The organism is Domibacillus robiginosus, from assembly GCF_000966195.1.
In the GTDB taxonomy this organism is placed as follows: domain Bacteria; phylum Bacillota; class Bacilli; order Bacillales; family Domibacillaceae; genus Domibacillus; species Domibacillus robiginosus.
In genome coordinates this window covers 81092-105936 of sequence record NZ_LAHL01000040.1, presented here as the reverse complement: position 1 = coordinate 105936, position 24845 = coordinate 81092, and the positions used below count along the sequence as shown (strand labels likewise).

Annotated in this window: 29 protein-coding genes; 26 read left to right on the top strand and 3 right to left on the bottom strand. The window is 45.7% G+C overall.

All coding sequences use genetic code 11. The features are described from left to right. The first annotated feature begins 12 nt into the window (after nt 1-12). The 4 genes from prfA to VP97_RS17545 all read left to right on the top strand — a co-directional run bounded on the left by prfA (nt 13) and on the right by VP97_RS17545 (nt 3779). Nucleotides 13-1083 carry a peptide chain release factor 1 gene (prfA, locus tag VP97_RS17560; protein ID WP_050183372.1) on the top strand — a complete coding sequence of 357 codons (1071 nt, stop codon included), beginning with the start codon at nt 13-15 and terminating at the stop codon, nt 1081-1083. A gap of 3 nt (nt 1084-1086) precedes the next feature. Then, nucleotides 1087-1932: a peptide chain release factor N(5)-glutamine methyltransferase gene (prmC, locus tag VP97_RS17555; protein WP_050183371.1), complete on the top strand. Its 846-nt coding sequence runs from the start codon at nt 1087-1089 to the stop codon at nt 1930-1932. Nucleotides 1933-1977: 45 nt separating this feature from the next. Next, nucleotides 1978-2640, top strand: a complete 663-nt coding sequence (locus VP97_RS17550) for a stage II sporulation protein R (protein ID WP_050183370.1) — start codon at nt 1978-1980, stop codon at nt 2638-2640. Between the two features lie 92 nt (nt 2641-2732). After that, nucleotides 2733-3779, top strand: a complete 1047-nt coding sequence (locus VP97_RS17545) for an L-threonylcarbamoyladenylate synthase (RefSeq protein WP_050183369.1) — start codon at nt 2733-2735, stop codon at nt 3777-3779. Nucleotides 3780-3806: 27 nt separating this feature from the next. Here VP97_RS17545 and VP97_RS17540 read toward each other — a convergent pair whose 3' ends face one another. Beyond that, nucleotides 3807-5054, bottom strand: a complete 1248-nt coding sequence (locus VP97_RS17540) for a glycoside hydrolase family 27 protein (RefSeq protein WP_050183391.1) — start codon at nt 5052-5054, stop codon at nt 3807-3809. 141 nt (nt 5055-5195) lie between these two features. Then, nucleotides 5196-5774 carry a helix-turn-helix domain-containing protein gene (locus VP97_RS17535; protein WP_245629925.1) on the bottom strand — a complete coding sequence of 193 codons (579 nt, stop codon included), beginning with the start codon at nt 5772-5774 and terminating at the stop codon, nt 5196-5198. A gap of 364 nt (nt 5775-6138) precedes the next feature. Between VP97_RS17535 and VP97_RS17530 the strand changes: the two genes are divergently transcribed. The 21 genes from VP97_RS17530 to spoIID all read left to right on the top strand — a co-directional run bounded on the left by VP97_RS17530 (nt 6139) and on the right by spoIID (nt 23496). Continuing rightward, the gene (locus VP97_RS17530) at nt 6139-6660 is read left to right on the top strand and encodes a manganese efflux pump MntP (protein WP_050183368.1); all 522 of its coding nucleotides are present in this window, start codon (nt 6139-6141) and stop codon (nt 6658-6660) included. 85 nt (nt 6661-6745) lie between these two features. Beyond that, nucleotides 6746-7168, top strand: a complete 423-nt coding sequence (locus VP97_RS17525; protein WP_050183367.1) for a low molecular weight protein arginine phosphatase — start codon at nt 6746-6748, stop codon at nt 7166-7168. Next, the gene (locus VP97_RS17520; RefSeq protein WP_050183366.1) at nt 7165-8454 is read left to right on the top strand and encodes a methyl-accepting chemotaxis protein; all 1290 of its coding nucleotides are present in this window, start codon (nt 7165-7167) and stop codon (nt 8452-8454) included. Before VP97_RS17525 ends, VP97_RS17520 begins: the two co-directional genes overlap by 4 nt. Nucleotides 8455-8511: 57 nt before the next feature. Continuing rightward, nucleotides 8512-8961 (top strand): ribose 5-phosphate isomerase B, encoded by a 450-nt coding sequence (rpiB, locus tag VP97_RS17515; RefSeq protein ID WP_050183365.1) that lies wholly within the window; start codon nt 8512-8514, stop codon nt 8959-8961. Next, entirely contained in the window at nt 8961-9539 is a 579-nt protein-coding gene (locus VP97_RS17510; RefSeq protein WP_050183364.1) for a TIGR01440 family protein, read from the top strand. Before rpiB ends, VP97_RS17510 begins: the two co-directional genes overlap by 1 nt. Nucleotides 9540-9700: 161 nt before the next feature. Next, nucleotides 9701-10942: a serine hydroxymethyltransferase gene (gene glyA / locus VP97_RS17505; protein ID WP_050183363.1), complete on the top strand. Its 1242-nt coding sequence runs from the start codon at nt 9701-9703 to the stop codon at nt 10940-10942. 140 nt (nt 10943-11082) lie between these two features. Next, entirely contained in the window at nt 11083-11712 is a 630-nt protein-coding gene (gene upp, locus VP97_RS17500) for a uracil phosphoribosyltransferase (RefSeq protein ID WP_050183362.1), read from the top strand. A gap of 19 nt (nt 11713-11731) precedes the next feature. Beyond that, on the top strand, nt 11732-12880 hold the full coding sequence (gene wecB, locus VP97_RS17495; protein ID WP_050183390.1) for a non-hydrolyzing UDP-N-acetylglucosamine 2-epimerase: 1149 nt from the start codon (nt 11732-11734) through the stop codon (nt 12878-12880). Nucleotides 12881-13132: 252 nt separating this feature from the next. Then, complete coding sequence (locus VP97_RS17490) at nt 13133-13357, top strand: AtpZ/AtpI family protein (RefSeq protein WP_050183361.1); 225 nt, start codon at nt 13133-13135, stop codon at nt 13355-13357. 6 nt (nt 13358-13363) lie between these two features. Further along, a complete protein-coding gene (locus VP97_RS17485) occupies nt 13364-13756 on the top strand; it encodes an ATP synthase subunit I (RefSeq protein ID WP_050183360.1) in 393 nt (130 codons plus the stop codon). 1 nt (nt 13757) lies between these two features. Further along, nucleotides 13758-14480, top strand: a complete 723-nt coding sequence (gene atpB, locus VP97_RS17480; RefSeq protein ID WP_050183359.1) for a F0F1 ATP synthase subunit A — start codon at nt 13758-13760, stop codon at nt 14478-14480. Between the two features lie 75 nt (nt 14481-14555). Then, on the top strand, nt 14556-14768 hold the full coding sequence (gene atpE / locus VP97_RS17475) for a F0F1 ATP synthase subunit C (RefSeq protein ID WP_046174586.1): 213 nt from the start codon (nt 14556-14558) through the stop codon (nt 14766-14768). A gap of 242 nt (nt 14769-15010) precedes the next feature. Next, nucleotides 15011-15529: a F0F1 ATP synthase subunit B gene (gene atpF / locus VP97_RS17470; RefSeq protein WP_050183358.1), complete on the top strand. Its 519-nt coding sequence runs from the start codon at nt 15011-15013 to the stop codon at nt 15527-15529. After that, a complete protein-coding gene (locus VP97_RS17465; RefSeq protein ID WP_050183357.1) occupies nt 15526-16068 on the top strand; it encodes a F0F1 ATP synthase subunit delta in 543 nt (180 codons plus the stop codon). The genes atpF and VP97_RS17465 overlap by 4 nt, the downstream gene beginning before the upstream one ends. A gap of 48 nt (nt 16069-16116) precedes the next feature. After that, the gene (atpA, locus tag VP97_RS17460; RefSeq protein WP_050183356.1) at nt 16117-17625 is read left to right on the top strand and encodes a F0F1 ATP synthase subunit alpha; all 1509 of its coding nucleotides are present in this window, start codon (nt 16117-16119) and stop codon (nt 17623-17625) included. A gap of 80 nt (nt 17626-17705) precedes the next feature. Further along, on the top strand, nt 17706-18566 hold the full coding sequence (locus tag VP97_RS17455) for a F0F1 ATP synthase subunit gamma (RefSeq protein ID WP_050183355.1): 861 nt from the start codon (nt 17706-17708) through the stop codon (nt 18564-18566). 62 nt (nt 18567-18628) lie between these two features. After that, on the top strand, nt 18629-20035 hold the full coding sequence (gene atpD / locus VP97_RS17450; RefSeq protein ID WP_050183354.1) for a F0F1 ATP synthase subunit beta: 1407 nt from the start codon (nt 18629-18631) through the stop codon (nt 20033-20035). Nucleotides 20036-20058: 23 nt separating this feature from the next. Then, nucleotides 20059-20466, top strand: coding sequence for a F0F1 ATP synthase subunit epsilon (locus VP97_RS17445; protein ID WP_050183353.1), 408 nt, complete (start codon nt 20059-20061; stop codon nt 20464-20466). 149 nt (nt 20467-20615) lie between these two features. Beyond that, on the top strand, nt 20616-20849 hold the full coding sequence (locus tag VP97_RS17440) for a DUF1146 family protein (protein ID WP_050183352.1): 234 nt from the start codon (nt 20616-20618) through the stop codon (nt 20847-20849). Between the two features lie 310 nt (nt 20850-21159). Beyond that, a complete protein-coding gene (gene murA / locus VP97_RS17435; RefSeq protein WP_050183351.1) occupies nt 21160-22449 on the top strand; it encodes a UDP-N-acetylglucosamine 1-carboxyvinyltransferase in 1290 nt (429 codons plus the stop codon). A gap of 117 nt (nt 22450-22566) precedes the next feature. Beyond that, nucleotides 22567-23496 (top strand): stage II sporulation protein D, encoded by a 930-nt coding sequence (spoIID, locus tag VP97_RS17430; protein WP_050183350.1) that lies wholly within the window; start codon nt 22567-22569, stop codon nt 23494-23496. Nucleotides 23497-23517: 21 nt separating this feature from the next. On the opposite strand, the gene VP97_RS17425 is transcribed toward spoIID, so the two are convergent. Beyond that, a complete protein-coding gene (locus tag VP97_RS17425) occupies nt 23518-23952 on the bottom strand; it encodes a VanZ family protein (RefSeq protein WP_050183389.1) in 435 nt (144 codons plus the stop codon). Between the two features lie 146 nt (nt 23953-24098). On the opposite strand from VP97_RS17425, the gene VP97_RS17420 reads away from it, so the two are divergent. Continuing rightward, nucleotides 24099-24761 carry a M23 family metallopeptidase gene (locus VP97_RS17420; protein ID WP_172656802.1) on the top strand — a complete coding sequence of 221 codons (663 nt, stop codon included), beginning with the start codon at nt 24099-24101 and terminating at the stop codon, nt 24759-24761. Nucleotides 24762-24845: the final 84 nt, after the last annotated feature.

Genomic DNA, 24845 nt, shown 5'->3' with positions numbered 1-24845 from the left:
GAGGTGGAGACAATGTTTGATCGATTGCAGGCAGTAGAAGACCGGTACGAAAAGTTAAATGAATTGCTCAGTGACCCGGATATTGTAAATGACCCGGCCAAGCTGCGTGATTATTCGAAGGAACAATCGGATATTCAAGAAACAGTAGAGGTATACCGCCAGTATAAAGAAGCAAAAGAACAATACGCTGATGCTAAAATGATGCTTGAGGACAAGCTCGATGCGGATATGCGCGAAATGGTCAAGGAAGAAATGAGTGAGCTAGAAGAAACACTTTCCGACCTCGAAGCCCGTATGAAAGTGCTGCTCATTCCAAAAGATCCGAATGATGATAAAAACGTCATTATGGAAATTCGCGGGGCAGCGGGCGGTGATGAAGCAGCTCTGTTTGCGGGTGACCTATACCGGATGTATTCACGTTATGCAGAAACAAACGGTTGGAAAATTGACGTAATTGAAGCAAGCACAACGGGTGTTGGCGGCTACAAAGAAATTATTTTCATGATCAATGGACGCGGTGCTTACTCCAAATTAAAGTACGAAAACGGGGCTCATCGTGTGCAGCGTGTGCCGGAAACCGAATCAGGCGGACGAATTCATACCTCTACGGCAACTGTTGCCGTTATGCCGGAAACGGAAGAAGTAGAAGTAGAAGTGCATGATAAAGATATTCGTGTAGATACATTTGCTTCAAGCGGACCAGGTGGCCAGTCGGTTAATACGACGATGTCTGCGGTCCGGCTGACGCATTTACCGACTGGTATCGTCGTTTCCTGCCAGGATGAAAAGTCACAGATTAAAAACAAAGAAAAAGCGATGAAGGTTCTTCGTGCGCGTATTTATGATAAATTCCAAAAAGAAGCGCAGGCAGAGTATGACGCAGTCCGCAAATCAGCTGTTGGGACAGGGGATCGCTCTGAGCGGATCCGCACATATAATTTCCCGCAAAACCGTGTAACGGATCATCGTATTGGTTTAACGATTCAAAAGCTTGACCAAATTCTTGAAGGCAAAGTGAGCGAAGTTATTGATGCTCTTATTGTAGAAGATCAGTCGAGCCGCCTGGAAAACCTGGAGGATTAACGAGTGGAACAAAAAATATATGAAGCCCTAAAATGGGCTTCTTCTTATTTAATCGAGCATGGCCGTGATGCAAATGCAGGGGAACTCATGATGAAACATGTAATTGGCGTAAGCCGCTCCGCTCTTTTGGCGCGCTTGCATGATCCGCTTACACAAGTGCAGTCGGCTGCTTTTTCAAAAATGGTCAAACATCATGCAGAAGGAGTGCCGGTTCAGCATTTAATTGGCGTGGAAGAGTTTTATGGACGTCCTTTTATTGTAAACGGCAATGTATTAATTCCGCGTCCAGAAACGGAAGAACTTGTGTATCATACCCTTGAAAAAATAAAAGGGCGTCAGAGTCCGGTCATTGTAGATATTGGAACAGGGAGCGGCGCGATTGCTGTGACGATAAAAGCTGAACGGCCGGATGCATCTGTTTATGCAGTTGATTTGTCAGCGGAAGCTCTTCAAACCGCCTCCGAAAATGCAAAAGCTCTTGGAGTGGATGTGACGTTTTTACACGGTGATCTGGCAGAGCCTCTTATAGAGCAGGGGCTGCTTGTTGATGTGCTGTTATCGAATCCTCCCTATATTCCAGCAGGAGAACGGGAAACCTTATCCACTGTCGTTGTGGATCATGAGCCACATATGGCGCTGTTTGGCGGAGAGGATGGGCTGGATCTATATCGGAAGCTGGCCGGTCAGCTTCCGGTGGTGATGAAGCCCGACGGACTTGTCGGTGTAGAAACAGGTGCTGGACAAACGAAAGATGTAGCCGCACTTTTTGACTCTGCTTTTCCAAACGGGAAAACGAGTATTCTATACGATATTAATAAAAAAGATAGAATGGTATTTTTATACGTTTAAGATGATTCCTTTCCGGTGATACTGATTGCCGGGAGGGATGATAAAATGAAAACAAAAATTCTTATTCTATATGTATATGGACTTTCAGCAGCAGTTTGCTTTATGATGTATTTTGCCCCGTCTGATCCAGCGGCGGGAGGCATTCCCGAGGAAGCGATCCGTATCCGGGTAGTAGCACATGATAATAGCCGGGTGGAGCAGGAAAGAAAAGAACGCGTTCATACAGCTGCTGCTGCTCAAATCAGCAAGTGGGCGGTGGACGCACACTCACCAGAGGAAGCACGCAGCTTAATCGGGGACAATATAAAGCAAATTAAACAAATTGCATCAAAAGCGGCAGGTGAGCCTGTTGATGTGTCATTGGGCCAGGAAGCATTTCCGGCTAAGCAGTATGGACGTTATGTATATCCGCCGGGTGAATATGAATCGCTTGTGATCACCATTGGGGATGGACATGGGGATAACTGGTGGTGTCTGCTTTATCCATCGTTTTGTTTTCCAGAAGAAAAAGAGGAAGAGCCAGAATACAAATGGGCTGTTGTAGAATTGTGGGATGAGCTCAAGGAAAACGGCCACCCGGAACAAAATGAAAAAGTTGTAGCGATGGAACAAGAGCTTGAACTTCTTTGTGCAAAGATAGCCGAACAAAAACAATCATCCACACAGTTATACACAAAAGGGGATAAGTTGTCCACATATTGTGAATAACTCTGTTCATAACGAAGCTGAAAGTCGATTTATGTATAGAAATAATAGGGCTGTGAAGAGATTATATAAATAAAAAAGCAAAGGTGACGAATATGGAGACGAAATACTGGTTTGTGGATAACATTGAGCAAATTCATCAACATTATCCACAAATAAAAGAAGCGGCTGACCTTATACGCAAGGGAGAAGTAGTGGCTTTTCCTACAGAAACCGTGTACGGGCTCGGTGGGCAGGCAAAACTGGATAAAGCTGTGGATAAAATTTTTGAAGCAAAAGGGCGGCCTTCCGATAATCCGCTTATTGTCCACATTGCAGATCAGAAAGATGTGGATGAACTAGCTCATTCTGTTCCCGTTTATGCGCGTAGGCTGATTGAAAAGTTTTGGCCTGGCCCGCTGACGGTAATCGTTCCTAAAAAAGCAGGTGTTTTATCTGAGCGGGTAACAGCCGGCCTTGACACGGTTGCGATTCGAATGCCTGATCATCCGGCGGCACTTGCGTTGATTAAGCAAGCAGGTGTACCAGTGGCAGCACCGAGTGCAAACCGTTCTGGTAAGCCGAGTCCAACTACAGCTCAGCATGTGCTCGATGACTTAAGCGGGCGGATTGCCGGCGTTGTGGATGCAGGTGAAACCGGAGTTGGCCTGGAATCTACAGTAGTAGACTGTACAGGGGATTATCCGATTGTGCTGCGGCCAGGTGGTGTAACAGAAGCCGACATTGAAGCAATAGCCGGAAAAGCGGCTACGAACACCTTTCTTCAAAAACAAGAAGACACCCCGAAAGCGCCGGGAATGAAATATACACATTATGCGCCAGAAGCCCCTCTTTACATAATGGAAGGAACAGCTGAATCCATTCAAAGAAAAGTGAATGAATGGCAGGCAGAAGGAAAAAAAGTCGGTGTGCTTGCGTCATGGGAGAATGTTCCCTTTTACAAAGCAGAAGCGGTTATTGTTTGTGGATACCGCAGTGATTTAACCTCGGTTGCAAAAGGGCTGTACGGTGCACTCCGGGCATTTAATGAGGAGTCAGTGGATGCGATTATTGCTGAAGCTTTCCCGGCAGAGGGTGTCGGTGCGGCGATTATGAACAGGCTGGAAAAAGCGGCCGGACACAAATGGATTAGCACGAAATAAGCAGGCTGCCCCGGGCAGCCTGCTTATTTAATTTATTTTATATAAAACAGAAGCGTGCGGAGGAAGAGCGGCGGTTAAACAATCTTTCGTTAAAGACTCGTCCTGTCCGCTCCATAAATCTGTTTGGCGGTGAATACCTGTAAGACCGAGCTCGCTGAGAGAAACGGTAATATCTGCCGGCTCGTCTCTCAAATTAAACAGCGCTGCATAAAGGCCGCCGTCTTCTGCCTCCGCTTTCCAAACAACCCTGTTGCCGCGGCGGAATACCTGTTTCGCGTTTGACGAGGTACGAAGCATATGCAAAACATGCGGATTGGTCAGCAAAGAAAGGGTCCAGTCGTCATTGTCTCGCAGTTCACCGCCAAACATAAGTGGGGACCTGACAATGGACCAGAGCGTCATCATCGTTCGCTGCTCGTCTTTTGTAAATCGAGTCCAGCGGTCGGTGGCGCCGCCGTCTACAGACCGGATACCGATATGGCCGAGCGGCAGCATGTCACAATCCGGCCAATGACCGGCATCAGCATGCTCGGCCCATTTTTCACAGCGCTCAAACATGTTATAAAGAAGAGGCCAAAGATCCCAAAAATCATCGGTAATCCGCCACATATTGGCTGTTTCCTTGAATAATCCGGCTTGTTCGAGCGGAGCCGGACCTGGAGACAAACTAAGCACCATTTCGCGTCCACACTGATCAATCGCATTTCGGATCAGCCGGATTTCTTCAGCGTGCATACCATACAGACGAGAAGCGGCAATATCATCCACTTTCACAAAATCCACTCCCCAGGAAGCATAAAGATCAAAAAGAGAATGGTAGTATTTCTGTGCCCCTTCTTTGGAGACGTCTATGCCGTACATATCTGTATTCCAGGGACAGATAGAATTAGGGTGGGCAATATCACGCGCGCGTACGCTGGTTCCCAGAAGGGGCGTGTTGGCATGAACCGCCTGGCGCGGAATACCTCTCATAATATGAATGCCAAACTTTAAGCCAAGCTGATGGACATAGTCACTCAATTCTTTGAAACCGCCTCCATTTTGAGCGGAAGGAAAGCGATTTACCGCTGGGATAAGCCGTGAATATTCATCCATCTCCAGTGGCACAAAAGGACGATAAGCGGAGGAAACGGCCCCCGGCTCGTACCATTGAATGTCAACTACAACGTATTCCCAGCCCGCCTCTTTTAAATGCCGGGCCATATATTCAGCGTTGCCGCGTACCTCTTTTTCTGTGACCGCAGCGCCGTAACAGTCCCAGCTATTCCAGCCCATCGGTGGAAGAGATGCTGTTTTTTTCTCCAATTTAAACACTCCTTTCTTGATAGAAACTTGTTGCTTTCTATTTTTATTCTAAAAGGCTCAAGCAGGGGGCGTCTATGCAAACATATTGCCTGATATTGTACAATGTTGCTCCTAGTCGAAGGTGAAAAAACTGAAATCTGTCACAGCGTGGCCGGAGCGAAACTCCCCTGGTGAAAAGCCGGTCCATTTGCGAAAAACTTTAATAAAATAGCTACTGCTTGAAAAGCCAATTTCCCGGGCAATATTTTCTATCGTTAAAGAAGAGTGCAAAAGAAGAGAAATGGCTCTTTCAATGCGGATTTTTGTTAGATACTCAATCGGTGTACGCCCGGTGGACTGATGAAACAAACGAGCAAAATAAAATTTTGATAAACTTGACAGTTGGGCAATCTCATCTAAACTATGCAGGTTTCGATACTGCTGCTCCATTTCGTCTGCAGCCTGCTGTACGGGTTCGGGCCAGTTTGTTTTTAAACGTAATGTCGAGCAGCTATATTGCTGAAGTGCCATCACAAACTGATAGACAAGAGTCGAAGCGCGAAAGCCGTCTGTAATTTGTTTTTGCTTGGCTGCCTGGTATGCATGCTGCAATAGCTGAACAGGCGCACTATCAAATGGAAGAAGAGGAGAGGGACCGAGCTTTTGTGTGATTTGGTTCCAGTTTGCTTGAATAATAGAAGGACGGAACAAAATAAAATAAAATAAAAGGCCCAGTGACTGCTCGCCTCGGGAAGGTAATAACGATGGTCGCCTGGTATATCAACGAGTATAGCCTGTCCTTTTTGAATTGAATGCGTAATGCCGCCTGCTTCAAGCATCCCTTTGCCAGAGACAGTGTATTGAAACAGGCAAAGAGGGCCATCAATCCGTTTCAAACCGTCCCAATGATACGTATGAGCTGGTGTAATCCAGTCATATCCGATGGCGAAAAGCTGACAGAAGAGATCATTTTGTGTATCTGAAAAGCGAAAACCAAAAACCAAAAACATCGCTCATCCTTGTCATTCCTCCTGTACATGGGGTATAGAAAATATCACTCTGCATATAAATAAGCATGGATATTTTTATTTTATCATTAGCGCTGTCGGCAGACGCATTTGGTGCAGCATTGGCTATCGGAATGAGGCGGATGGGATTGTGGGACAAGCTCCAGCTGAGTGCAGCAGTCGGCAGTATGCATATTCTTCTGCCCGCCGCCAGCATGACAGCCGGGAGTTTTTTACACGGAAGATTTGGCGATATTCTTGTTTCAGCAGGCGGCTTGGTTCTCGTTATTACGGGACTGCAAATGATGCTTTCGTTTTTTAGAAAAGAAGAACAGGACAAGCCGTCAGGTATTGGGATCGTCCTGTTCGCATTTGGAGTCAGCATGGACAGCTTCTCAACAGGACTATCGCTTGGCGTGCTTGGAATGGACAAGTCAATAGCTGTAATGAGCTTCGGTATATTTTCAGGGGTTATGACTATGATTGGCCTTCTGCTCAGCAGTCGGATCAATGCAGCAGCAGGAAAGGCGGGAGAAGCAGTTGGAGGGCTGTTTTTACTCATCATCGGATTAAAGTGGATCATTGCGTAATGAAGTCCTTTTCAAACAGAAAAGGACTATTTTCCTGTTATTCATTCCTTTATAATGAAAGAAAACGTATGCAAAGGTGGTTACTATGAACATTTTATTCGTATGTACAGGCAATACGTGCCGCAGTCCGATGGCGGAAGCTATTTTACGCCAGAAAAAGCCGGAATGGAAAGTGAAATCAGCGGGACTGTATGCCAGCCCAGGCGCACCTGCTTCCAGAGGAACAACGGCTATTTTGAATGAAAAAGGAATTCCGCACAATCATGCTGCGGCTCAAGTAACAGAAGACCTGCTCGAATGGGCGGATCTTGTAATGACTATGACTGCTTCTCATAAGCAGCTGATAGACGTTCACTTTCCGCAATTTCGTCATAAAGTAAGGCCACTGAAAGAAGCGGATGGAGATGTAGCGGATCCATTCGGCGGGCCGGATGCCGAGTACCGAAAAACGTATGAAGAACTGGATTTGTACATAAGCAGGTGGCTGGAAAGAGAGACAAGAAAATGAGAGAGAAAAAAACCTATTCATTCGGTATTCGAAAAAAACTCGTTCTGCTCGTAACGCTGCTGGCCGTTATTACGTATACATTCAGTGCCCTATTTATGTATTTTGTTTATCCCGCTTATTTTTTGCATTTAAATGAAATGGCTTTTACGATTGCTACGCTTGCGTTCGGGATTTTTTGGTCAGCTGTGCTGGCGTACTTTGCGGCTTCTTATTTTGTAAAGCCGATGGTTCGGCTGGAAGCAGCTGCCCGGGAGGCGGCCTCTGGAAGAATCGAGCAAGAAGTGGCCCTTCCTGAGAGCGATGATGAAATCCGGGCACTCGGTGTCGCATTCAACGAGATGCTTTTGAATTTACGGACGATGGTGCAAAGCATTGAAAGTAACTTTGCTGTGACAAATGAAAGTGTCGGCCATATTGCAAAAATTAGCAGTCAGGCTGCACAGCAGGCGGGAGGCATGGCACAAACAGCTGAAGAAATTGCCAGTGGAGCAGAGAGCTCAGCGTATGCTGTTCAAGCAACAGCAGAAGCGATGGAGGAAGTAGCGGGCATTGCCGGCTCTGTTCAAAAAAAAGCAAAAGAATCCGCTGGCAAAGCCGACAGTATGGTTCGAGAGCTGGATACGAGCCGGGAGGCATTCCAACTGCTTATTTCCGGTATGAATTCCCTTGCATCCGATAATGCAGAGTCACTGGAAGCGGTCCGGTCGCTGGAAGAAAACGCACGTAAAGTAGAAAGTGTCATTGGTCTGGTGGGAGACATTGCCGCGCAAACAAATTTACTTGCACTCAATGCGTCGATTGAAGCAGCGCGGGCTGGAGAGCATGGAAAGGGTTTTGCCGTCGTTGCAGAAGAAGTACGCAAGCTTGCCGACGAAAGTGCCACAGCGGTAAAAAGTATCTCCGGGCTTGTTAAACAAATTCAGTTTGAAGTCAATCACGTTGTACGCAAAATCGCTGACCAGGCACAGGCAGCAGAAGAAGGGGTTCAAAAAGGGGCATCAGCTCAGGAAGCTGTTGGACAAATTGGGGAAAATATTATGAATATGGCTGCCGAGGTAGAAGAGATTTCCTTTTTGGTCGACAAGCAGATGAACAAAATCGAACAAACGACACACCAGTCTCAGGAAGTAGCGGCGATTGCAGAAGAAACCTCGGCAGGAGCCAATGAAGTAACATACGCAGCGCAGGAGCAGTCCGATGTGATTCATGAAATCGGCAGCACCAGTCAAAAATTACAAGAGCAGGCTGCTGCGCTTAAGTCCGTGATTACACGTTTTAAACTGTAGTTCCACAATCAAATATGAGAAAATAAAAACAGCAAAGCTTGAAAGGAGCGCTTAGATATGAAGGTAGCCATTGCATCAGATCATGGCGGAATGAATATTCGCGAAGAAATCAAAACATTAATGGAAGAACTAGGTATTGACTATGAGGATTTCGGCTGTGAATGTACCGCATCCGTTGACTATCCTGATTACGCTCTTCCGGTAGCGGAACGGGTTGCAGCAGGTGAATTTGACCGGGGAATCTTAATTTGTGGTACAGGCATCGGTATGTCCATTGCCGCCAATAAAGTAAAAGGAGCTCGCTGTGCGCTTGTTCACGATGTGTACAGTGCGAAGCTTACGCGCCAGCATAACGATACGAATATTATCGCAATGGGTGAGCGTGTTATCGGGCCCGGACTTGCACGAGAAATTGCCGAGATGTGGCTGACAACCGATTTTGAAGCCGGCCGTCATGCTGTTCGGATCGGAAAAATTGCTGATTATGAAGAAAGAAGCGGACAGTAATGGACCAGCTTGCTGTGTGCAAACGAGAACTGGAAGCTCTTCTTTCGGAACTGCAGGAACAGGCGCAATTTAAAAAAGGACAGCTGTTTATTGTCGGGTGTTCCACCTCAGAAGTAGCCGGCGGCCGGATTGGTACAGCCGGTACAAATGAGACAGCGGCTGCTCTTTATGAAGTGCTGCATGTCTTCGCGGAAAAAACAGGCGTTCATATAGCTTTTCAATGCTGTGAGCATTTAAACCGGGCAGTCGTAATTGAACGAGAAGTGGCGCAGCGATTCGGCTATGAAGAAGTGGCGGCCGTGCCGGTGCGAACGGCAGGCGGAGCCATGGCTGCTTATGCGTTTGGGCAGAAGGATTGCGTGCTTGTTGAGTTTGTGAAAGCAGACGGCGGTATCGATATTGGTGATACCTTGATCGGTATGCATTTAAAACACGTAGCTGTGCCAGTGCGTACATCTGGAAACTCGGTCGGCGCTGCACACGTTACGATGGCTAGAACACGTCCTAAATTGATCGGCGGCCCGAGAGCTGTATATGAAAAAACGAATGTAAGTGATTTGAACGGTGAAGAATGTTAAGAAATGAGCCCGTTTTTAAAATAAAAAAGCATGTTTTTTAGCGAAAAAGCGTAAAAAAACAGAAAATGCAGTTGAAAGATTCGGAAAACATGTTATTATGAAAGAGGATTTTTTAACGACAACTTGCATGACTATTTTATAGATTGGGAAGGGGAACAACGATGAGCAAAATTCAAGCGCAGGACCCGGCTGTATTCGCAGCAATTCAGGACGAATTGAAACGCCAGCAAACAAAAATTGAACTGATTGCTTCAGAAAACTTTGTATCAGAAGCAGTAATGGAAGCACAGGGTTCAGTTTTAACGAATAAATACGCAGAAGGCTACCCAGGCAAACGCTACTATGGCGGTTGTGAGCATGTGGATGTAGTAGAAGACCTGGCACGTGATCGTGCAAAAGAACTTTTTGGTGCAGAATATGTAAACGTTCAGCCGCATTCAGGTGCCCAGGCAAACATGGGTGTTTACTTCGCGGTATTAGAAGCAGGCGACACGGTTCTTGGCATGAATTTATCTCATGGCGGCCACTTAACACACGGCAGCCCGGTTAACTTTAGCGGTGTGCAGTACAACTTCGTTGAGTACGGCGTAACAAAAGAAGAGCAAGTTATCGATTATGAAGATGTCCGCCAAAAAGCGCTTGAGCACAAGCCGAAATTGATCGTTGCCGGTGCAAGTGCGTACCCACGCGCTATTGACTTTGCTAAATTCCGTGAAATCGCGGATGAAGTGGGCGCTTACTTAATGGTGGATATGGCACACATTGCCGGCCTTGTGGCAGCAGGCCTTCACCAAAACCCAGTTCCTTACGCTCACTTTGTAACAACAACAACGCACAAGACACTTCGCGGTCCACGCGGCGGTATGATTTTGTCAACAGAAGAGTTTGGCAAAAAGTTTGATAAATCAATCTTCCCTGGTATTCAAGGCGGCCCGCTTATGCACGTAATCGCTGCAAAAGCTGTTGCATTTAAAGAAGCACTCCAGGATGATTTCAAAACATATGCGCAAAACATCATTGACAATGCGAGCCGTCTTGCAGAAGGCTTGAAAGCGGAAGGTATTGATATCGTATCAGGCGGAACAGATAATCACCTTCTTTTGATCGACCTTCGTTCACTTGGCTTAACAGGAAAAGTGGCAGAAGCAGTGCTTGATGAAGTTGGGATTACGGTAAACAAAAATACAATTCCATACGATCCAGAAAGTCCATTTGTGACAAGTGGTATTCGTATCGGTACAGCAGCTGTTACATCACGCGGATTCGACCTTGCTGCAATGGATGAAGTCGCTTCAATCATCGCAAAAACATTGAAAAACCACGAAGACGAAGCGGTGTTAAAAGAGTCAGCAGAACGCGTTGCTGCTTTAACATCAAATTACTCACTTTACCAGCAAGCATAATTCAACAAAAACTGCCGGCATTTTTGCCGGCAGTTTTTTTGTGTGTAAAGATCGATATGGCCCCTCGGTTGCCGGTCCCTTTCTTTTGGAGTAAAATAAGGAATGATTTTGTATGACCGTATAAACAAGGAGTGAACATAATGGGAAAAGTTTATGTGTTCGATCATCCGCTTATTCAACATAAGCTGACAATGATTCGCGATAAAAACACGGGCACGAAAGATTTTCGTGAACTAACAGATGAAGTGGCCACGCTGATGGCGTTTGAAATTACGCGGGATTTGCCGCTTGAAGAAGTAACTGTACAAACACCGGTTTGTGATGCAAAAGCGAAGGTGCTTGCCGGTAAAAAACTTGGAATTGTACCGATTTTACGTGCAGGCATTGGCATGGTAGACGGTGTACTTAAGCTTATTCCTGCTGCAAAAGTAGGCCACGTTGGTTTATATCGTGATCCGGAAACGCTTCAGCCGGTTGAATACTATGTGAAGCTGCCATCTGACGTAGAGGATCGCGACTTCATCGTGGTGGACCCAATGCTTGCAACGGGCGGTTCTGCTATTGAAGCGATTCATTCCTTGAAAAAGCGCGGCGCAAAACACATTAAATTTATGTGTCTGATTGCGGCTCCTGAAGGGGTAGAGCTTTTGAAGGAAGCGCATCCGGACGTTGACATTTACATTGCGTCACTGGATGAGAAATTAAACGAAAAAGGCTACATTGTACCGGGGCTCGGCGATGCCGGCGACCGTTTATTCGGAACAAAATAAAGAAAAGCAGGTGGAGAAAATGGATCGCCCGATTAAAGTAATGACGATTTTCGGCACGCGGCCGGAAGCGATCAAAATGGCCCCGCTCGTTTTGGAACTAAAAAAGCGTCCAGACGAATTTGAAGCCATCGTTACTGTAACAGCCCAGCACCGACAAATGCTTGACCAGGTGCTGAACATTTTTGATATTACACCCGATTATGATTTAAACATTATGAAAGACCGCCAGACGCTGATCGATGTAACAACGCGTGGACTGGAAGGACTGGATGGAGTCATGAAAGAAGTCCAGCCGGATATTGTGCTCGTTCACGGTGATACAACGACAACGTTTGTGGCGGGGCTTGCTGCTTTTTATAATCAAATTGCAGTGGGCCACGTGGAAGCGGGCCTTCGTACGTGGAATAAGTACTCGCCGTTCCCTGAGGAAATGAATCGTCAGCTGACAGGTGTCATGGCAGATCTTCATTTTTCACCAACGGCACAGTCTGAACAAAACTTATTAAACGAAAACAAAAAGCCAGAGTCTATCTTTGTAACAGGCAATACAGCGATCGACGCACTGAAAACAACGGTGAAGGAAGAGTACACCCATGAGGTGCTCCAGAAGCTGGGCGATGACCGCCTTGTTTTAATGACAGCACACCGCCGTGAAAATTTGGGTGAACCAATGAAAAATATGTTCCGTGCGATCAAGCGTCTTGTCGAAGACCATGAAGGCATTCAAGTCATTTATCCGGTTCACTTAAACCCGGTTGTGCGTGAAACAGCGGACGCTATTTTAGGGGACGATCCACGCATTCACTTGATTGAACCGCTTGATGTAATTGATTTCCATAACTTTGCTGAACGTGCTCATATTATTCTGACAGATTCGGGCGGCGTTCAGGAAGAAGCTCCTTCCCTTGGGGTGCCGGTTCTTGTACTGCGTGATACGACAGAGCGTCCAGAAGGCATTGAGGCAGGAACATTAAAGCTTGCCGGAACCGAGGAAGAAACCATTTATTCCCTTGCTTCAGAACTGTTAACGGACGAAGAAGCGTATGAAAAAATGTCAAAATCCTCCAATCCATATGGAGACGGGGAAGCGTCACGGCGGATTTGTGATGCGATTCGTTATTACTTTGGCGCGGATCCAAGTCAGCCAGAGCGATTTGAAGTGAAATAAGAAGAAAAAGTCGTCCAAAGAAGCGGACGACTTTTTTTATATTTACGTAAATGTTCGGAAAAAAATGAAAAAAGTATGAGCATTTTGTGAAATATACGTGTTTCGACCTGAGGTTTTCGTTCCCAACACATTGACATTGAAAAAGCCCTATTGTATGCTAACAAAGGGTAAGGAGAATGGCTTTTATACATAGTGAAACCGTTTTTTTACTGGTGTTTTTTTAGGTAGTCAAGCCTACGATTGAGGTGTGAGATGAACCGGAATCAAGACAACCGTGCTTTTCGGGCGATGGCGCTCTACAGTGCCATTTTGGCTCAGCTCGCCGGCTCGATGATTGCCGGTATTTTTGCAGGTTTGGCGCTTGACAGCCGTTTGAACACAAAACCTCTTTTTTTAATCATCGGACTGCTTGGAGGAATCTCGGCAGGAATTTACGCCATGATGCGGACCATTCAACATTTCAATTCAGGAGACTAGCACCCTATGCCCGAACTCCAGTATTCCATTAAAAGACAGCGGAAATATTTATTTTACTTGCTTGCCATCTTTGTACTTGGCTGGGGATTTGGCTCTGCTCAAAGCGTTTTTGCAGGCTTGATTCTCGGAACGTCGCTCAGCCTTTACAACCACTGGATCATCGGCAAAAGAATCGAACGGTTCAGTAAAGCAGTAGCTGATGGAAGGAAAACCCCTTCACTGGGCACCATTTTGAGAATGGGTTCTGCCGCACTTGCAGCGATGATCGCTCTCCAAAACCCCGATCAATTCCATTTGATCAGTACCGTTATTGGATTAATGACTGCTTATGCAGTGATTATGATAGATTTTGGAATCCAACATTTTATAAAACGCACGAACGGGAAAGAGGTGAAATAATTTGGATCATAAGTCTCCATTAATTCACCCGGAAATTTTCGGGGTGACATTGACGTTCAATCTGGCTAACATGCTAATGATTACGATAGCCAGTGTGATTGTATTCCTTATTGCGCTGCTTGCTACAAGACAGCTTGCAATGAAGCCAACAGGGATGCAGAACTTCTTTGAATGGATCATGGACTTTGTTAAAGGAATCGTTAAAAGCAACATGGACTGGAAAACAGGCGGTCGTTTCCATATTCTTGGAATTACACTTATTATGTATATCTTTGTTTCAAATATGCTTGGACTTCCGTTCGCGATTGTGTATAACGATTATCTATGGTGGAAATCACCAACGGCGGATCCGGCTGTAACACTTGCGCTGGCTGTCATGGTAGTGGGCTTATCTCATTATTATGCAATTCGCATGAAAGGCTTTTCTGAATATGGAAAAGACTTTTTCCGCCCAATGTGGTTTATGTTCCCACTGAAAATTATCGAGGAATTTGCCAACACGCTTACGCTCGGTCTCCGGCTTTATGGTAATATTTTTGCCGGCGAAATTCTTCTTACACTGCTTGCGGGTTCGCTTGCAACTGGAGTTGGCGGGCATTTAGCGGCAATTATTCCAACGATTGCCTGGATGGGATTCTCTGTTTTTGTCGGAGCCATTCAAGCCTTTATCTTTGTTATGTTAACGATGGTTTATATCTCTCACAAAGTGAGTCATGACCATTAATATATTAACCTGTTCAGCTTTTGGACAAACATTTATGTAGTAAATCATGCTTTAAAAATAAGGAGGAAAAGTAACATGGGTCTTTTAGCAGCAGCAATTGCAATTGGTTTAGCGGCCATTGGTGCCGGTGTAGGTAACGGTCTAATCGTATCGAAAACAGTCGAAGGTATGGCTCGCCAGCCAGAAGCACGTGGTATGCTTCAAACAACAATGTTCATCGGGGTAGCACTAGTAGAGGCGATTCCTATCATCGCCGTAGTTATCGCGTTCATGGTACAAGGTCAATAAGAAAAGTGCAGGGCGTTCGTTCAGAGGCGAAGTGCATAAGACGGGCAGGCGGAATGGCGTTTTGTGCCATGCAGCCTGGCTGACTTATGACGCGAGCCTCTAACGCCCGGAACTGGACATAATAGAAACACTTTATGGCGAAGATCTCATTCTTATGCGAGCCTTCGCCATTGCTTTATGTATAAATAGACAGAATCGTTGTTTTATAACAACCGGAACCTCTTGAAGGGAGTGAACTGATCGTGACGACAAACGCATACGCGCTTGGAGCGGGAGCCGGCTTTAATGGCGGAGATATCCTTTTCCAATTAGCCATGTTTATTATCCTGCTTGCACTGCTGAAAAAATTTGCCTGGGCACCACTAATGGGCATCATGACACAGCGTGAAGAGCATATTGCATCTGAAATCGAAGCGGCAGAAAAAAGCCGTGTCGAAGCGAATCAATTATTAGAGCAAACACGAGCGGAAGTTAAATCTGCCCGCCTTGAAGCACAAAATACAATTGAAAATGCTAAAAAGCTTGGCGAAGAACAAAAATCAGAAATTTTAGCAGCTGCCCGGGCAGAGTCCGAGCGCTTAAAAGAAGCTGCCAAACTTGAAATAGCTCAAGAGCGTGATCAAGCAATGAACTTGCTGCGTGAGCAGGTAGCTTCATTGTCTGTAATGATTGCGTCGAAAGTGATTGAAAAAGATCTTTCAGCAGCAGATCAAGAAAAGCTGATTAATCAGTATATTCAAGAGGCAGGCGAGGAGCAATGAGTAAATCCGGAGCGGCAAAACGCTACGCGATTGCGCTTTTCGAACTGGCAAAAGAACACAACCAGGTAGCCAAGTTTGACCAGGAATTGCGTGTGATTCAGCAAGTGCTGGCGGAAAACAATCAGCTGTATAAAGCATTGGAAGCACCGGGTATCTCACTAGCAGATAAGCATGCGATGATCAATACGCTTTCAGCGGGTGCTTCTGCAATGATTACCAATACACTAAAGCTCCTTGTTGAGCGTCGCCGCACAAATGAAATTGCAGCTGTATGTGATGAATTTATTAAGCTTTCAAATGAGGAGCGCGGTGTAGCAGATGCACTTGTGTATTCGGCCCGTCCTTTAACGGAAGAAGAGCAAACAAATGTGTCTCATACGTTTGCACGAAAAGTCGGCAAACAAACGCTGAACATTGAAAGTATTGTAGATTCCAATCTGTTAGGCGGATTGAAAGTCCAAATCGGCAACCGCATTTTTGATGGAACACTGCGTGGCAAGTTAGATCGTCTTCAAAAGCAATTAACGACGAATTTATAAACGAAAAAAAAGCAAAATACATTTTAAAGAAACTGAGGGGTGACATGCATGAGTATCAAAGCTGAAGAAATCAGTGCGCTGATAAAAAAGCAAATTGAAAACTTCCAGTCCGATATTACAGTTAGCGACGTCGGTACTGTCATCCAGGTTGGGGACGGTATCGCACGTGCTCACGGCCTCGACAACGTTATGGCAGGGGAGCTTCTTGAGTTCTCAAACGGCGTTATGGGTATGGCTCAAAACCTGGAAGAAAACAACGTAGGTATTATCATTCTTGGTCCTTACACAGGCATCAAAGAAGGCGATGAAGTGCGCCGCACAGGCCGCATCATGGAAGTTCCGGTTGGCGAAGAGCTAATCGGCCGCGTTGTAAACTCGCTTGGCCAGCCAGTCGATGGTCTTGGTCCAATCAATACAACAAAATCACGTCCAATTGAAAGCCCGGCAACAGGCGTTATGGCTCGTAAGTCTGTTCATGAGCCGCTTCAAACAGGTATTAAAGCGATTGACGCGCTTGTACCAATCGGCCGCGGACAGCGTGAATTAATCATCGGAGACCGTCAAACAGGTAAAACGACGGTTGCGATCGATACAATCTTGAACCAGCGTGATCAGGATATGGTTTGTATCTATGTTGCGATTGGTCAAAAAGAATCAACAGTTCGTAATGCGGTAGAAACTCTTCGCAAACACGGTGCGCTTGATTACACAATCGTTGTAACAGCATCAGCGTCTTCGCCGGCTCCAATGTTGTTCCTTGCGCCATACACAGGCGTTTCTATGGCAGAAGAATTTATGTTCAACGGCAAGCATGTTTTGATCGTATACGATGATCTTTCAAAACAAGCAGCTGCTTACCGTGAGCTTTCCCTTCTTCTTCGTCGTCCTCCAGGCCGTGAAGCTTATCCTGGTGATGTATTCTACTTGCATTCACGCCTGCTTGAGCGTGCAGCAAAGTTGAATGATGAACTTGGTGCAGGTTCGATTACCGCACTTCCATTCGTTGAAACACAGGCAGGGGATATCTCCGCTTACATTCCGACGAACGTAATCTCGATCACAGACGGACAGATCTTCCTGCAGTCTGACTTGTTCTTCTCAGGTGTTCGTCCGGCGATCAACGCGGGTCTTTCTGTATCACGCGTTGGTGGTTCAGCGCAAATCAAAGCGATGAAAAAGGTAGCAGGTACACTTCGTCTGGATCTTGCTGCGTATCGTGAGCTAGAAGCATTTGCACAATTTGGTTCCGATCTTGATGCAATTACGCAGTCAAAATTAAACCGCGGTGCACGTACAGTTGAAGTATTGAAACAGGATTTGAATAAACCACTTAAAGTTGAGCGCCAGGTTGTGATTCTTTATGCATTAACACGCGGCCACCTTGACGATATTCCGGTTTCCGATATCACTCGTTTCGAAGATGAACTGCTGCACTGGCTCGATAAAAACCACACGAATGTGTACGATCATATTCGCACAACGAAAGAACTTCCGTCTGATGATGAGTTGAAAGCTGCAATCAGCGAGTTTAAAAAGTCGTTTGTGAAATCCGAATAAAAGCAGCAGAAGGGCGGTACCGTCTTATCGGACGTCCGCCCCTTCCTGCGTTATCAAACACAAAAGGGTGGTGAGAGAAAGTGGCATCGTTACGCGATATACAAACACGTATTACATCGACTAAAAAGACGAGTCAAATTACAAAAGCCATGCAAATGGTATCTGCTTCTAAATTAAATCGTGCAGAAATGAATGCGAAGTCATTTGTTCCTTATATGAATAAAATTCAAGAAGTTGTTACGTCAATTGCGCTCGGCAGTAAAGATGTAAAACATCCGATGCTTGTCTCCCGCCCCGTTAAAAAAACCGGGTACCTTGTTATTACATCGGACCGTGGTTTGGCGGGAGCTTATAACAGCAGCATTTTGCGTTCTGTTTATAAACGCATTCAAGAGCAGCACACGTCCCAGGATGAATACGTCGTTATTGCCATTGGGCGTGTTGGACGGGATTTTTTCCGTATCCGGGGCATTGAAGCAATTGAAAGTATCACAGGTCTTCCTGATCAGCCGTCATTTGCAGACGTAAAAGAGATTGTACGCAAAACAGTTGATCTTTTCTCTGAAGGTATGTATGACGAACTTTACATGTACTACAGCCATTTCGTCAATGCCATTCAGCAGGATGTAACAGTAAAGAAAGTATTGCCGCTGACAGAGCTTGAATCGTCGGGTGCAAGCCTTTCTTCATATGAATTTGAACCTTCCGCAGAAGAAATTCTTGAAGTCTTGCTTCCTCAGTACGCAGAAAGCTTGATTTACGGAGCCCTTCTTGACGGAAAAGCGAGTGAGCACGCAGCGCGTATGACGGCGATGCAAAACGCAACCGATAACGCAAAAGAGCTTATTCGTAATTTAACACTTCAATATAACCGTGCGCGTCAAGCCGCCATTACCCAGGAAATTACGGAAATCGTCGGCGGGGCAGCAGCACTCGAGTAGGATGAAAACGGGCGGTTTACGGCCCATCATAGAATCAAGCTAACCAAACAGGAGGGAAAAAGATGAACAAAGGACGCGTTCTTCAAGTTATGGGTCCGGTTGTTGACGTTAAGTTTGAAAACGGTCAGCTTCCTGCCATTTATAACGCCTTAAAAGTTCAAATCGGTTCTGAAGCCGGTACGGAGCTTACGCTAGAAGTCGCTACGCACCTTGGCGACGATTCTGTTCGTGCGATCGCGATGGCATCTACAGACGGCCTTCAGCGTAACCAGGAAGTAATTGATACAGGAAGCGCGATTTCAGTACCGGTTGGAGATATTACACTTGGCCGCGTATTCAACGTGCTTGGCGAACCAATTGACGAGAAACCAATGGAAGCAGGAGCACAACGTAATGCGATTCACCGTGCAGCACCTACTTTCGACCAGCTTTCAACAGAAGTTGAAATTTTGGAAACAGGTATTAAAGTTGTTGACCTTCTTGCTCCTTATATCAAAGGCGGTAAAATTGGATTGTTCGGTGGCGCCGGTGTAGGTAAAACCGTTTTAATCCAGGAATTGATCAACAACATCGCGCAGGAGCACGGCGGTATTTCTGTATTCGCCGGTGTTGGTGAGCGTACACGTGAAGGAAATGACCTTTTCCATGAGATGAGCGATTCAGGTGTTATCACGAAAACAGCAATGGTTTTCGGCCAGATGAACGAGCCGCCGGGCGCACGTATGCGTGTAGCTTTGACGGGTCTGACAATGGCAGAATATTTCCGTGATGACCAGGGGCAGGACGTACTGTTCTTCATCGATAATATCTTCCGTTTCACACAAGCAGGTTCCGAAGTATCAGCCCTTCTTGGACGCCTTCCGTCTGCGGTAGGTTACCAGCCAACATTGGCAACAGAGATGGGTCAGCTTCAAGAACGTATTACATCAACAAATGTTGGTTCCGTTACATCTATCCAGGCAATTTATGTCCCAGCCGATGACTACACGGATCCAGCTCCAGCAACAACGTTTGCTCACCTTGATGCAACAACAAACCTTGAGCGTAAGCTTTCTGAAATGGGTATTTACCCTGCGGTAGATCCGCTAGCTTCAACGTCACGTGCTCTTTCACCAGAAATCGTAGGCGAAGAGCATTACAATGTAGCTCGTGCGGTTCAGCAGACATTGCAGCGCTACAGAGAATTACAGGACATCATTGCGATCCTTGGTATGGATGAATTGTCTGAGGATGATAAACTGACGGTTGCGCGCGCGCGCCGCATTCAGTTCTTCCTTTCACAAAACTTCCACGTAGCAGAACAGTTTACAGGCCAAAAAGGTTCTTACGTACAAGTAAAAGATACAGTACGTGGATTCCGTGAAATTTTGGACGGTAAGTATGATACGCTTCCTGAAGATGCATTCCGTCTGGTCGGCGGTATTGAAGAAGTAGTAGCGAAAGCACAAGAAATGGGTGCCAACGCTTAATATAGGGATCAGGAGGTTAAGCTATGAAGACATTTAACGTCAATATCGTCACTCCTGACGGCCTAGTCCTTGATACAAACACAGAACTCGTTAGTGCAAAAGCGCAGAGTGGTGAGCTTGGTATCATGGCTGGCCACGTCCCGACAGTCGCTCCCCTGCAAATCGGCGCAGTTCGTTTGATAACAGGCGGCAAGCAAACTGAATTGATCGCTGTCAGCGGCGGCTTTCTTGAAGTTCGTCCGGATCAGGTAACGATATTAGCACAAGCTGCTGAAAAAGCGGAGAGCATTGACCTTGCCCGTGCAGAAGAAGCTCAGCGTCGTGCTGAGCAGCGGCTGCAGGATAAAAAGGATGATGTTGATTTTAAACGTGCCGAGCTGGCATTGAAGCGTGCGATAAACCGCGTCAATGTTTCCCGAGGCAATTTATAAGAAAAAGCTGTCCGTCGCCTGGCGATTGGACAGCTTTTTTCATATTATAAGGAAGAAAAGCATCTTTATTTGTGATGAATGGCTCATTTTGGAGTAAAATAGCTTCCTTCTATATGAAAAGATAATAAGCTAAATAAGGAGAACTCCCTATGATTGAATCGTTTGGGCAGGAAGCGCTGTTCAGTATGTTTCTCAGCCTTTTTTGTATTGGCCTGGCATTTTGGGCGCTGCAGTCGCTCCGGTTAGATCAGCTTTTTCGTAAAAATCAGGTGGCAAGGGCGCGCATGCTGTATTTACTGCTTTCTATTGCCATTGGATCGACTGTCAGCAGCTTCTTTTTAAATTATCTGCAATGGGCCCGCCAGCTGCCTTTACTGTTTTAACTAGACTCTATGCAGTAGCATGCTTGCCTTTTTTGGGGAAATCATTTAAATTGGATAAAGACAATTTGTGAAAAAACATTCAATTTTGGTTTGCTCATCCATTGGGCGGGGAAACAAAAAAAAGGCGCCTCTTTTGAAGTTTTTCACAAAGTCTTTACAAATTGTGCTGAATTTCACTTGTGAAACAAATGATTTGAATGTTAAACTTTAAGAAGTTTTGTCGAAGGAACGAAAAGACATTGGACAGGACTGGAACGTCAGTCCACTGATTTGAATATGTATAATAGAAAAGGACGCGGAGGGGAACAGTTTGGACAAAATTATCGTCCGCGGCGGACGTCAGTTGAACGGTACCGTCAAAGTTGAAGGAGCAAAAAACTCGGTGCTGCCTGTAATCGCAGCAACTATGCTTGCAGGAGAAGGAAAGTGTGTCATTCGTGACGTGCCTACTTTATCCGATGTATACACAATTAATGAAGTACTACGCCATTTAAACTGTGAAGTAACATTTGAAAACAATACCGTAACGGTTGATGCGACAAAAGAACTTCTTATTGAAGCACCATTTGAATATGTTCGTAAAATGCGCGCCTCTGTATTGGTTATGGGTGCACTTTTAGCACGAAATGGAAAAGCCCGTGTGGCACTTCCGGGCGGCTGTGCAATCGGCTCACGTCCTATTGATCAGCATTTAAAAGGGTTTGAAGCAATGGGCGCCCGTGTGAAGGTAGAAAACGGTTTTATCGACGCTGAGACAGATGGCCGTTTAAAAGGCGCAAAAATCTATTTGGATTTTCCAAGCGTTGGGGCAACAGAAAACATCATGACAGCCGCTGCACTTGCAGAAGGTACAACAATTCTTGAAAATGCGGCAAAAGAGCCGGAAATCGTGGATCTTGCAAACTTGATCAACAAAATGGGCGGCAAAGTAGTAGGCGCCGGTACAGAAACAATCCGCATTGAAGGTGTTGATGTGCTTACAGGTGCAGACCATGCCATCATTCCGGATCGTATTGAAGCAGGAACATTTATGGCTGCTGCAGCAATCACGGGTGGAAACGTGCTCGTCGAAGGAGCTGTGGCTGAACACATGTCTTCTTTAATTGCCAAAATGCGTGAAATGGACATCCAAGTAATCGAAGAAAGCAATGGTCTTCGTGTAATCGGTCCTGAGAAAATGAAATCAGTCGATATTAAAACGATGCCGCATCCTGGATTCCCAACAGACATGCAATCACAAATGATGGCTCTTATGCTAAAAGCGGAAGGAACTGGTGTGATTACGGAAACGGTCTTTGAAAATCGTTTCATGCATGTAGAAGAGTTCCGCCGTATGAATGCAAATGCAAAAATCGAAGGCCGCTCTGTTATTATTGACGGTCCATCTGACTTGCAGGGAGCAGAAGTAGCAGCAACAGACTTGCGTGCCGCAGCAGCGTTGATCATCGCTGGCCTTGTCTCTGACGGCTATACACGTGTAACAGAATTAAAGCATCTTGACCGCGGATATGTAAACTTCCACGGCAAGCTTGCAGCGCTCGGTGCGGATATCGAGCGAGTGTCTGAAGCAGCAGAAACACCAGTCGCGGTGAAAAGCTGAATTCATTTTATTCCTATTTTTATCAAAACCGTCTGCTAAAGCAGGCGGTTTTTTATATTCGGTCATAATCAGTATAGTACCGCATATCCCTTTTTATACAGCAAGGAGGGAAATTTGTTGAAAAAGCCGTTTTTCGCCTTTTTATTGATTGTCATTACAGCTATTGCGATTCCGGCTGCCGGCCTTTGGCTGACAGACGGGCAAAAGGCGGCACCGACAAAGCAGGAAAAAGAGCCGACAGTGGATGTTGTCCGGTCTGACACTCAAAAAACTGAATCTGTTCCGCTTGAAGAGTATGTAGCAGGAGTAGTAGCAGCAGAAATGCCAGCTTCATTTGAAAAAGAAGCATTAAAAGCACAGGCTGTAGCCGCACGCACGTTTATTTTAACTCAAACGTTAAATGGAGAAGATGTGACGGATACAGTGGATGATCAAGTTTTTAAAGATGAGGATGACCAGGAACAAATGTGGGGAGCCGATTTTGAAAAAAACAAAGCAAAGATCGAGGAAGCTGCAGCTCAAACTGAAGGAGAAGTGCTCATTTACGATGGACAACCCATTACAGCCGCTTTTTTTTCCTCCGGTAACGGCCAAACAGAAAATGCGGAAGAATACTGGCAGTCAGCTACTCCGTATTTAGTGAGTGTGGCGAGTCCGTGGGATGCATCAGCACCTAACTTTGAGCAGGAATTGGTGCTAACGAAACAGGAAGTAGAAGCGAAGCTAGATGTGGCTTTGCCTTCTGCAGGAACAGTGGGCACTGTAACGGACAAAACAACAGGTGGGCGTGTCGGCACCATTTCAATTGACGGGCAGTCCTTTACAGGCCGGGAAGTAAGAGAACAGCTTGGCCTGCCTTCTGCTGACTTTGAAATGACCGTAGCAGGAGAAGATGTGATTGTGACAACGAGAGGATATGGACATGGGGTGGGCATGAGCCAATATGGAGCGAATGGCATGGCAAAAGAAGGAAAAAACTATCGGGATATTACAGCTCATTATTATCCAGGAGCCGAAATAGGGGATGTACAAAGCTTTTTAAAATAAATAAAAACACGCCCGCTTTTATTACTGCGGGCGTGTCCATTCACTGAAGCCAGCCATCCAGCGGCCTACACGTGATTTACGCTCAAAATACATATAATTAACTGCTAAAAAAGCAATCGTAACACCCGTTACATCCTTGACTGCATCAATAAGCGTAGCAGAGCGGTATGGAACGAATGCTTGATGAATTTCATCTGTCAGTCCGTAAAAAGAAGCAAACATCGCTGCAGCCAGGCTGGCAAGCGGCGTTAACTTTCCGTTAGCTAAAAGGGCAAGCACAATAAGGCCATATAAAATGGCAAATTCAACAAGATGCAGTGCTTCTTTTATAAACAAATCCACTTTGTTATTCGGCAGGTCCATAATCGTATCGTGCGGAAGTCCTGACATGATCCAGATAGCAATCATGTATATAACAGGCAGCGCCATTACTAAAAATCGAATTCCTTTTTTCACTTCCACACCTCCATCTTCCTCTTTGATTTTATCATCCCGACGCAGTGAGAACCTCCATGATTGTGGCATTTTTCGTACGATTTGGGGAATTTTATGGAATAAGTGTATAAAAAAACATCTGCCTGTCCAAAATGGTTGTCGAGGTGATGACAATGAAAGAGGGCGGCAAAAAAACACTCCCCCCAAAACTGAAAGACTTTTTTATGAAACGCCGGGCACTGCCTGTGATTTACCTTGCTTGTGCTATTTTACTGATTTCAAGTCTTATGTTTTATGAAGTAATGAAGCCAGAAGAAAAAGAAGACGCGGCTGTTTTTGATGAGCCGGCAGAAAGTGTCAACGGAACAGTTGAAGCGGAACAAATGATCATGCCGGTTGTAGAAGGAGCGGTGGCAAAAACTGCTTTTTACGATTCAAAAGCAAAAGCGGCCGAGCAGGAAGAAGCACTTGTTGTATTTAACGATACGTATTATGAAAGCACAGGTGTAGACTATGCACTTGAAAACGGAAAAACCTTTGCCGTATCGGCCCCGCTTTCTGGAACGGTGACAGATGTACGTGAGGATGCGTTCCTTGGGAATTACATCGAAATCGACCACGGGGACGGAGCAGTCAGTACATTCCAATCCATTAAGGACATTCAAGTGAAAAAGGATGACAAGGTCAGCCAGGGACAAAAAATTGGCGAAGCCGGACGCAGCATCTTAAACGAGTCAGCTGGCATCCATGTTCACTATGAAATGACCAAAGACGGACAGCTGTTAAATCCATCCGCGCTCTATGGAAAGGCTGTAAGTGAATGGAAATGAATATTTCCCAGGGAATGCGCATACTGTTATTAAAAAGAAATGGGTCTATCTTCATTCGATGAAACCTATGGCCGAACCATTCGA

Excerpts from the sequence above, each read along its gene's own strand:
- upp (WP_050183362.1), top strand. The coding sequence starts at position 11,083 with ATGGGAAAAGTTTATGTGTTCGATCATCCGCTTATTCAACATAAGCTG.
- VP97_RS17465 (WP_050183357.1), top strand. The coding sequence starts at position 15,526 with ATGAGTAAATCCGGAGCGGCAAAACGCTACGCGATTGCGCTTTTCGAA.
- atpA (WP_050183356.1), top strand. The coding sequence starts at position 16,117 with ATGAGTATCAAAGCTGAAGAAATCAGTGCGCTGATAAAAAAGCAAATT.
- VP97_RS17550 (WP_050183370.1), top strand. The coding sequence starts at position 1,978 with ATGAAAACAAAAATTCTTATTCTATATGTATATGGACTTTCAGCAGCA.
- wecB (WP_050183390.1), top strand. The coding sequence starts at position 11,732 with ATGGATCGCCCGATTAAAGTAATGACGATTTTCGGCACGCGGCCGGAA.
- VP97_RS17520 (WP_050183366.1), top strand. The coding sequence starts at position 7,165 with ATGAGAGAGAAAAAAACCTATTCATTCGGTATTCGAAAAAAACTCGTT.
- VP97_RS17485 (WP_050183360.1), top strand. The coding sequence starts at position 13,364 with ATGCCCGAACTCCAGTATTCCATTAAAAGACAGCGGAAATATTTATTT.
- VP97_RS17545 (WP_050183369.1), top strand. The coding sequence starts at position 2,733 with ATGGAGACGAAATACTGGTTTGTGGATAACATTGAGCAAATTCATCAA.
- atpE (WP_046174586.1), top strand. The coding sequence starts at position 14,556 with ATGGGTCTTTTAGCAGCAGCAATTGCAATTGGTTTAGCGGCCATTGGT.
- atpD (WP_050183354.1), top strand. The coding sequence starts at position 18,629 with ATGAACAAAGGACGCGTTCTTCAAGTTATGGGTCCGGTTGTTGACGTT.
- VP97_RS17445 (WP_050183353.1), top strand. The coding sequence starts at position 20,059 with ATGAAGACATTTAACGTCAATATCGTCACTCCTGACGGCCTAGTCCTT.
- VP97_RS17530 (WP_050183368.1), top strand. The coding sequence starts at position 6,139 with ATGGATATTTTTATTTTATCATTAGCGCTGTCGGCAGACGCATTTGGT.
- VP97_RS17490 (WP_050183361.1), top strand. The coding sequence starts at position 13,133 with ATGAACCGGAATCAAGACAACCGTGCTTTTCGGGCGATGGCGCTCTAC.
- VP97_RS17510 (WP_050183364.1), top strand. The coding sequence starts at position 8,961 with ATGGACCAGCTTGCTGTGTGCAAACGAGAACTGGAAGCTCTTCTTTCG.
- VP97_RS17525 (WP_050183367.1), top strand. The coding sequence starts at position 6,746 with ATGAACATTTTATTCGTATGTACAGGCAATACGTGCCGCAGTCCGATG.
- rpiB (WP_050183365.1), top strand. The coding sequence starts at position 8,512 with ATGAAGGTAGCCATTGCATCAGATCATGGCGGAATGAATATTCGCGAA.
- glyA (WP_050183363.1), top strand. The coding sequence starts at position 9,701 with ATGAGCAAAATTCAAGCGCAGGACCCGGCTGTATTCGCAGCAATTCAG.
- VP97_RS17440 (WP_050183352.1), top strand. The coding sequence starts at position 20,616 with ATGATTGAATCGTTTGGGCAGGAAGCGCTGTTCAGTATGTTTCTCAGC.
- VP97_RS17420 (WP_172656802.1), top strand. The coding sequence starts at position 24,099 with ATGACAATGAAAGAGGGCGGCAAAAAAACACTCCCCCCAAAACTGAAA.
- prfA (WP_050183372.1), top strand. The coding sequence starts at position 13 with ATGTTTGATCGATTGCAGGCAGTAGAAGACCGGTACGAAAAGTTAAAT.
- VP97_RS17540 (WP_050183391.1), bottom strand. The coding sequence starts at position 5,054 with ATGGGCTGGAATAGCTGGGACTGTTACGGCGCTGCGGTCACAGAAAAA.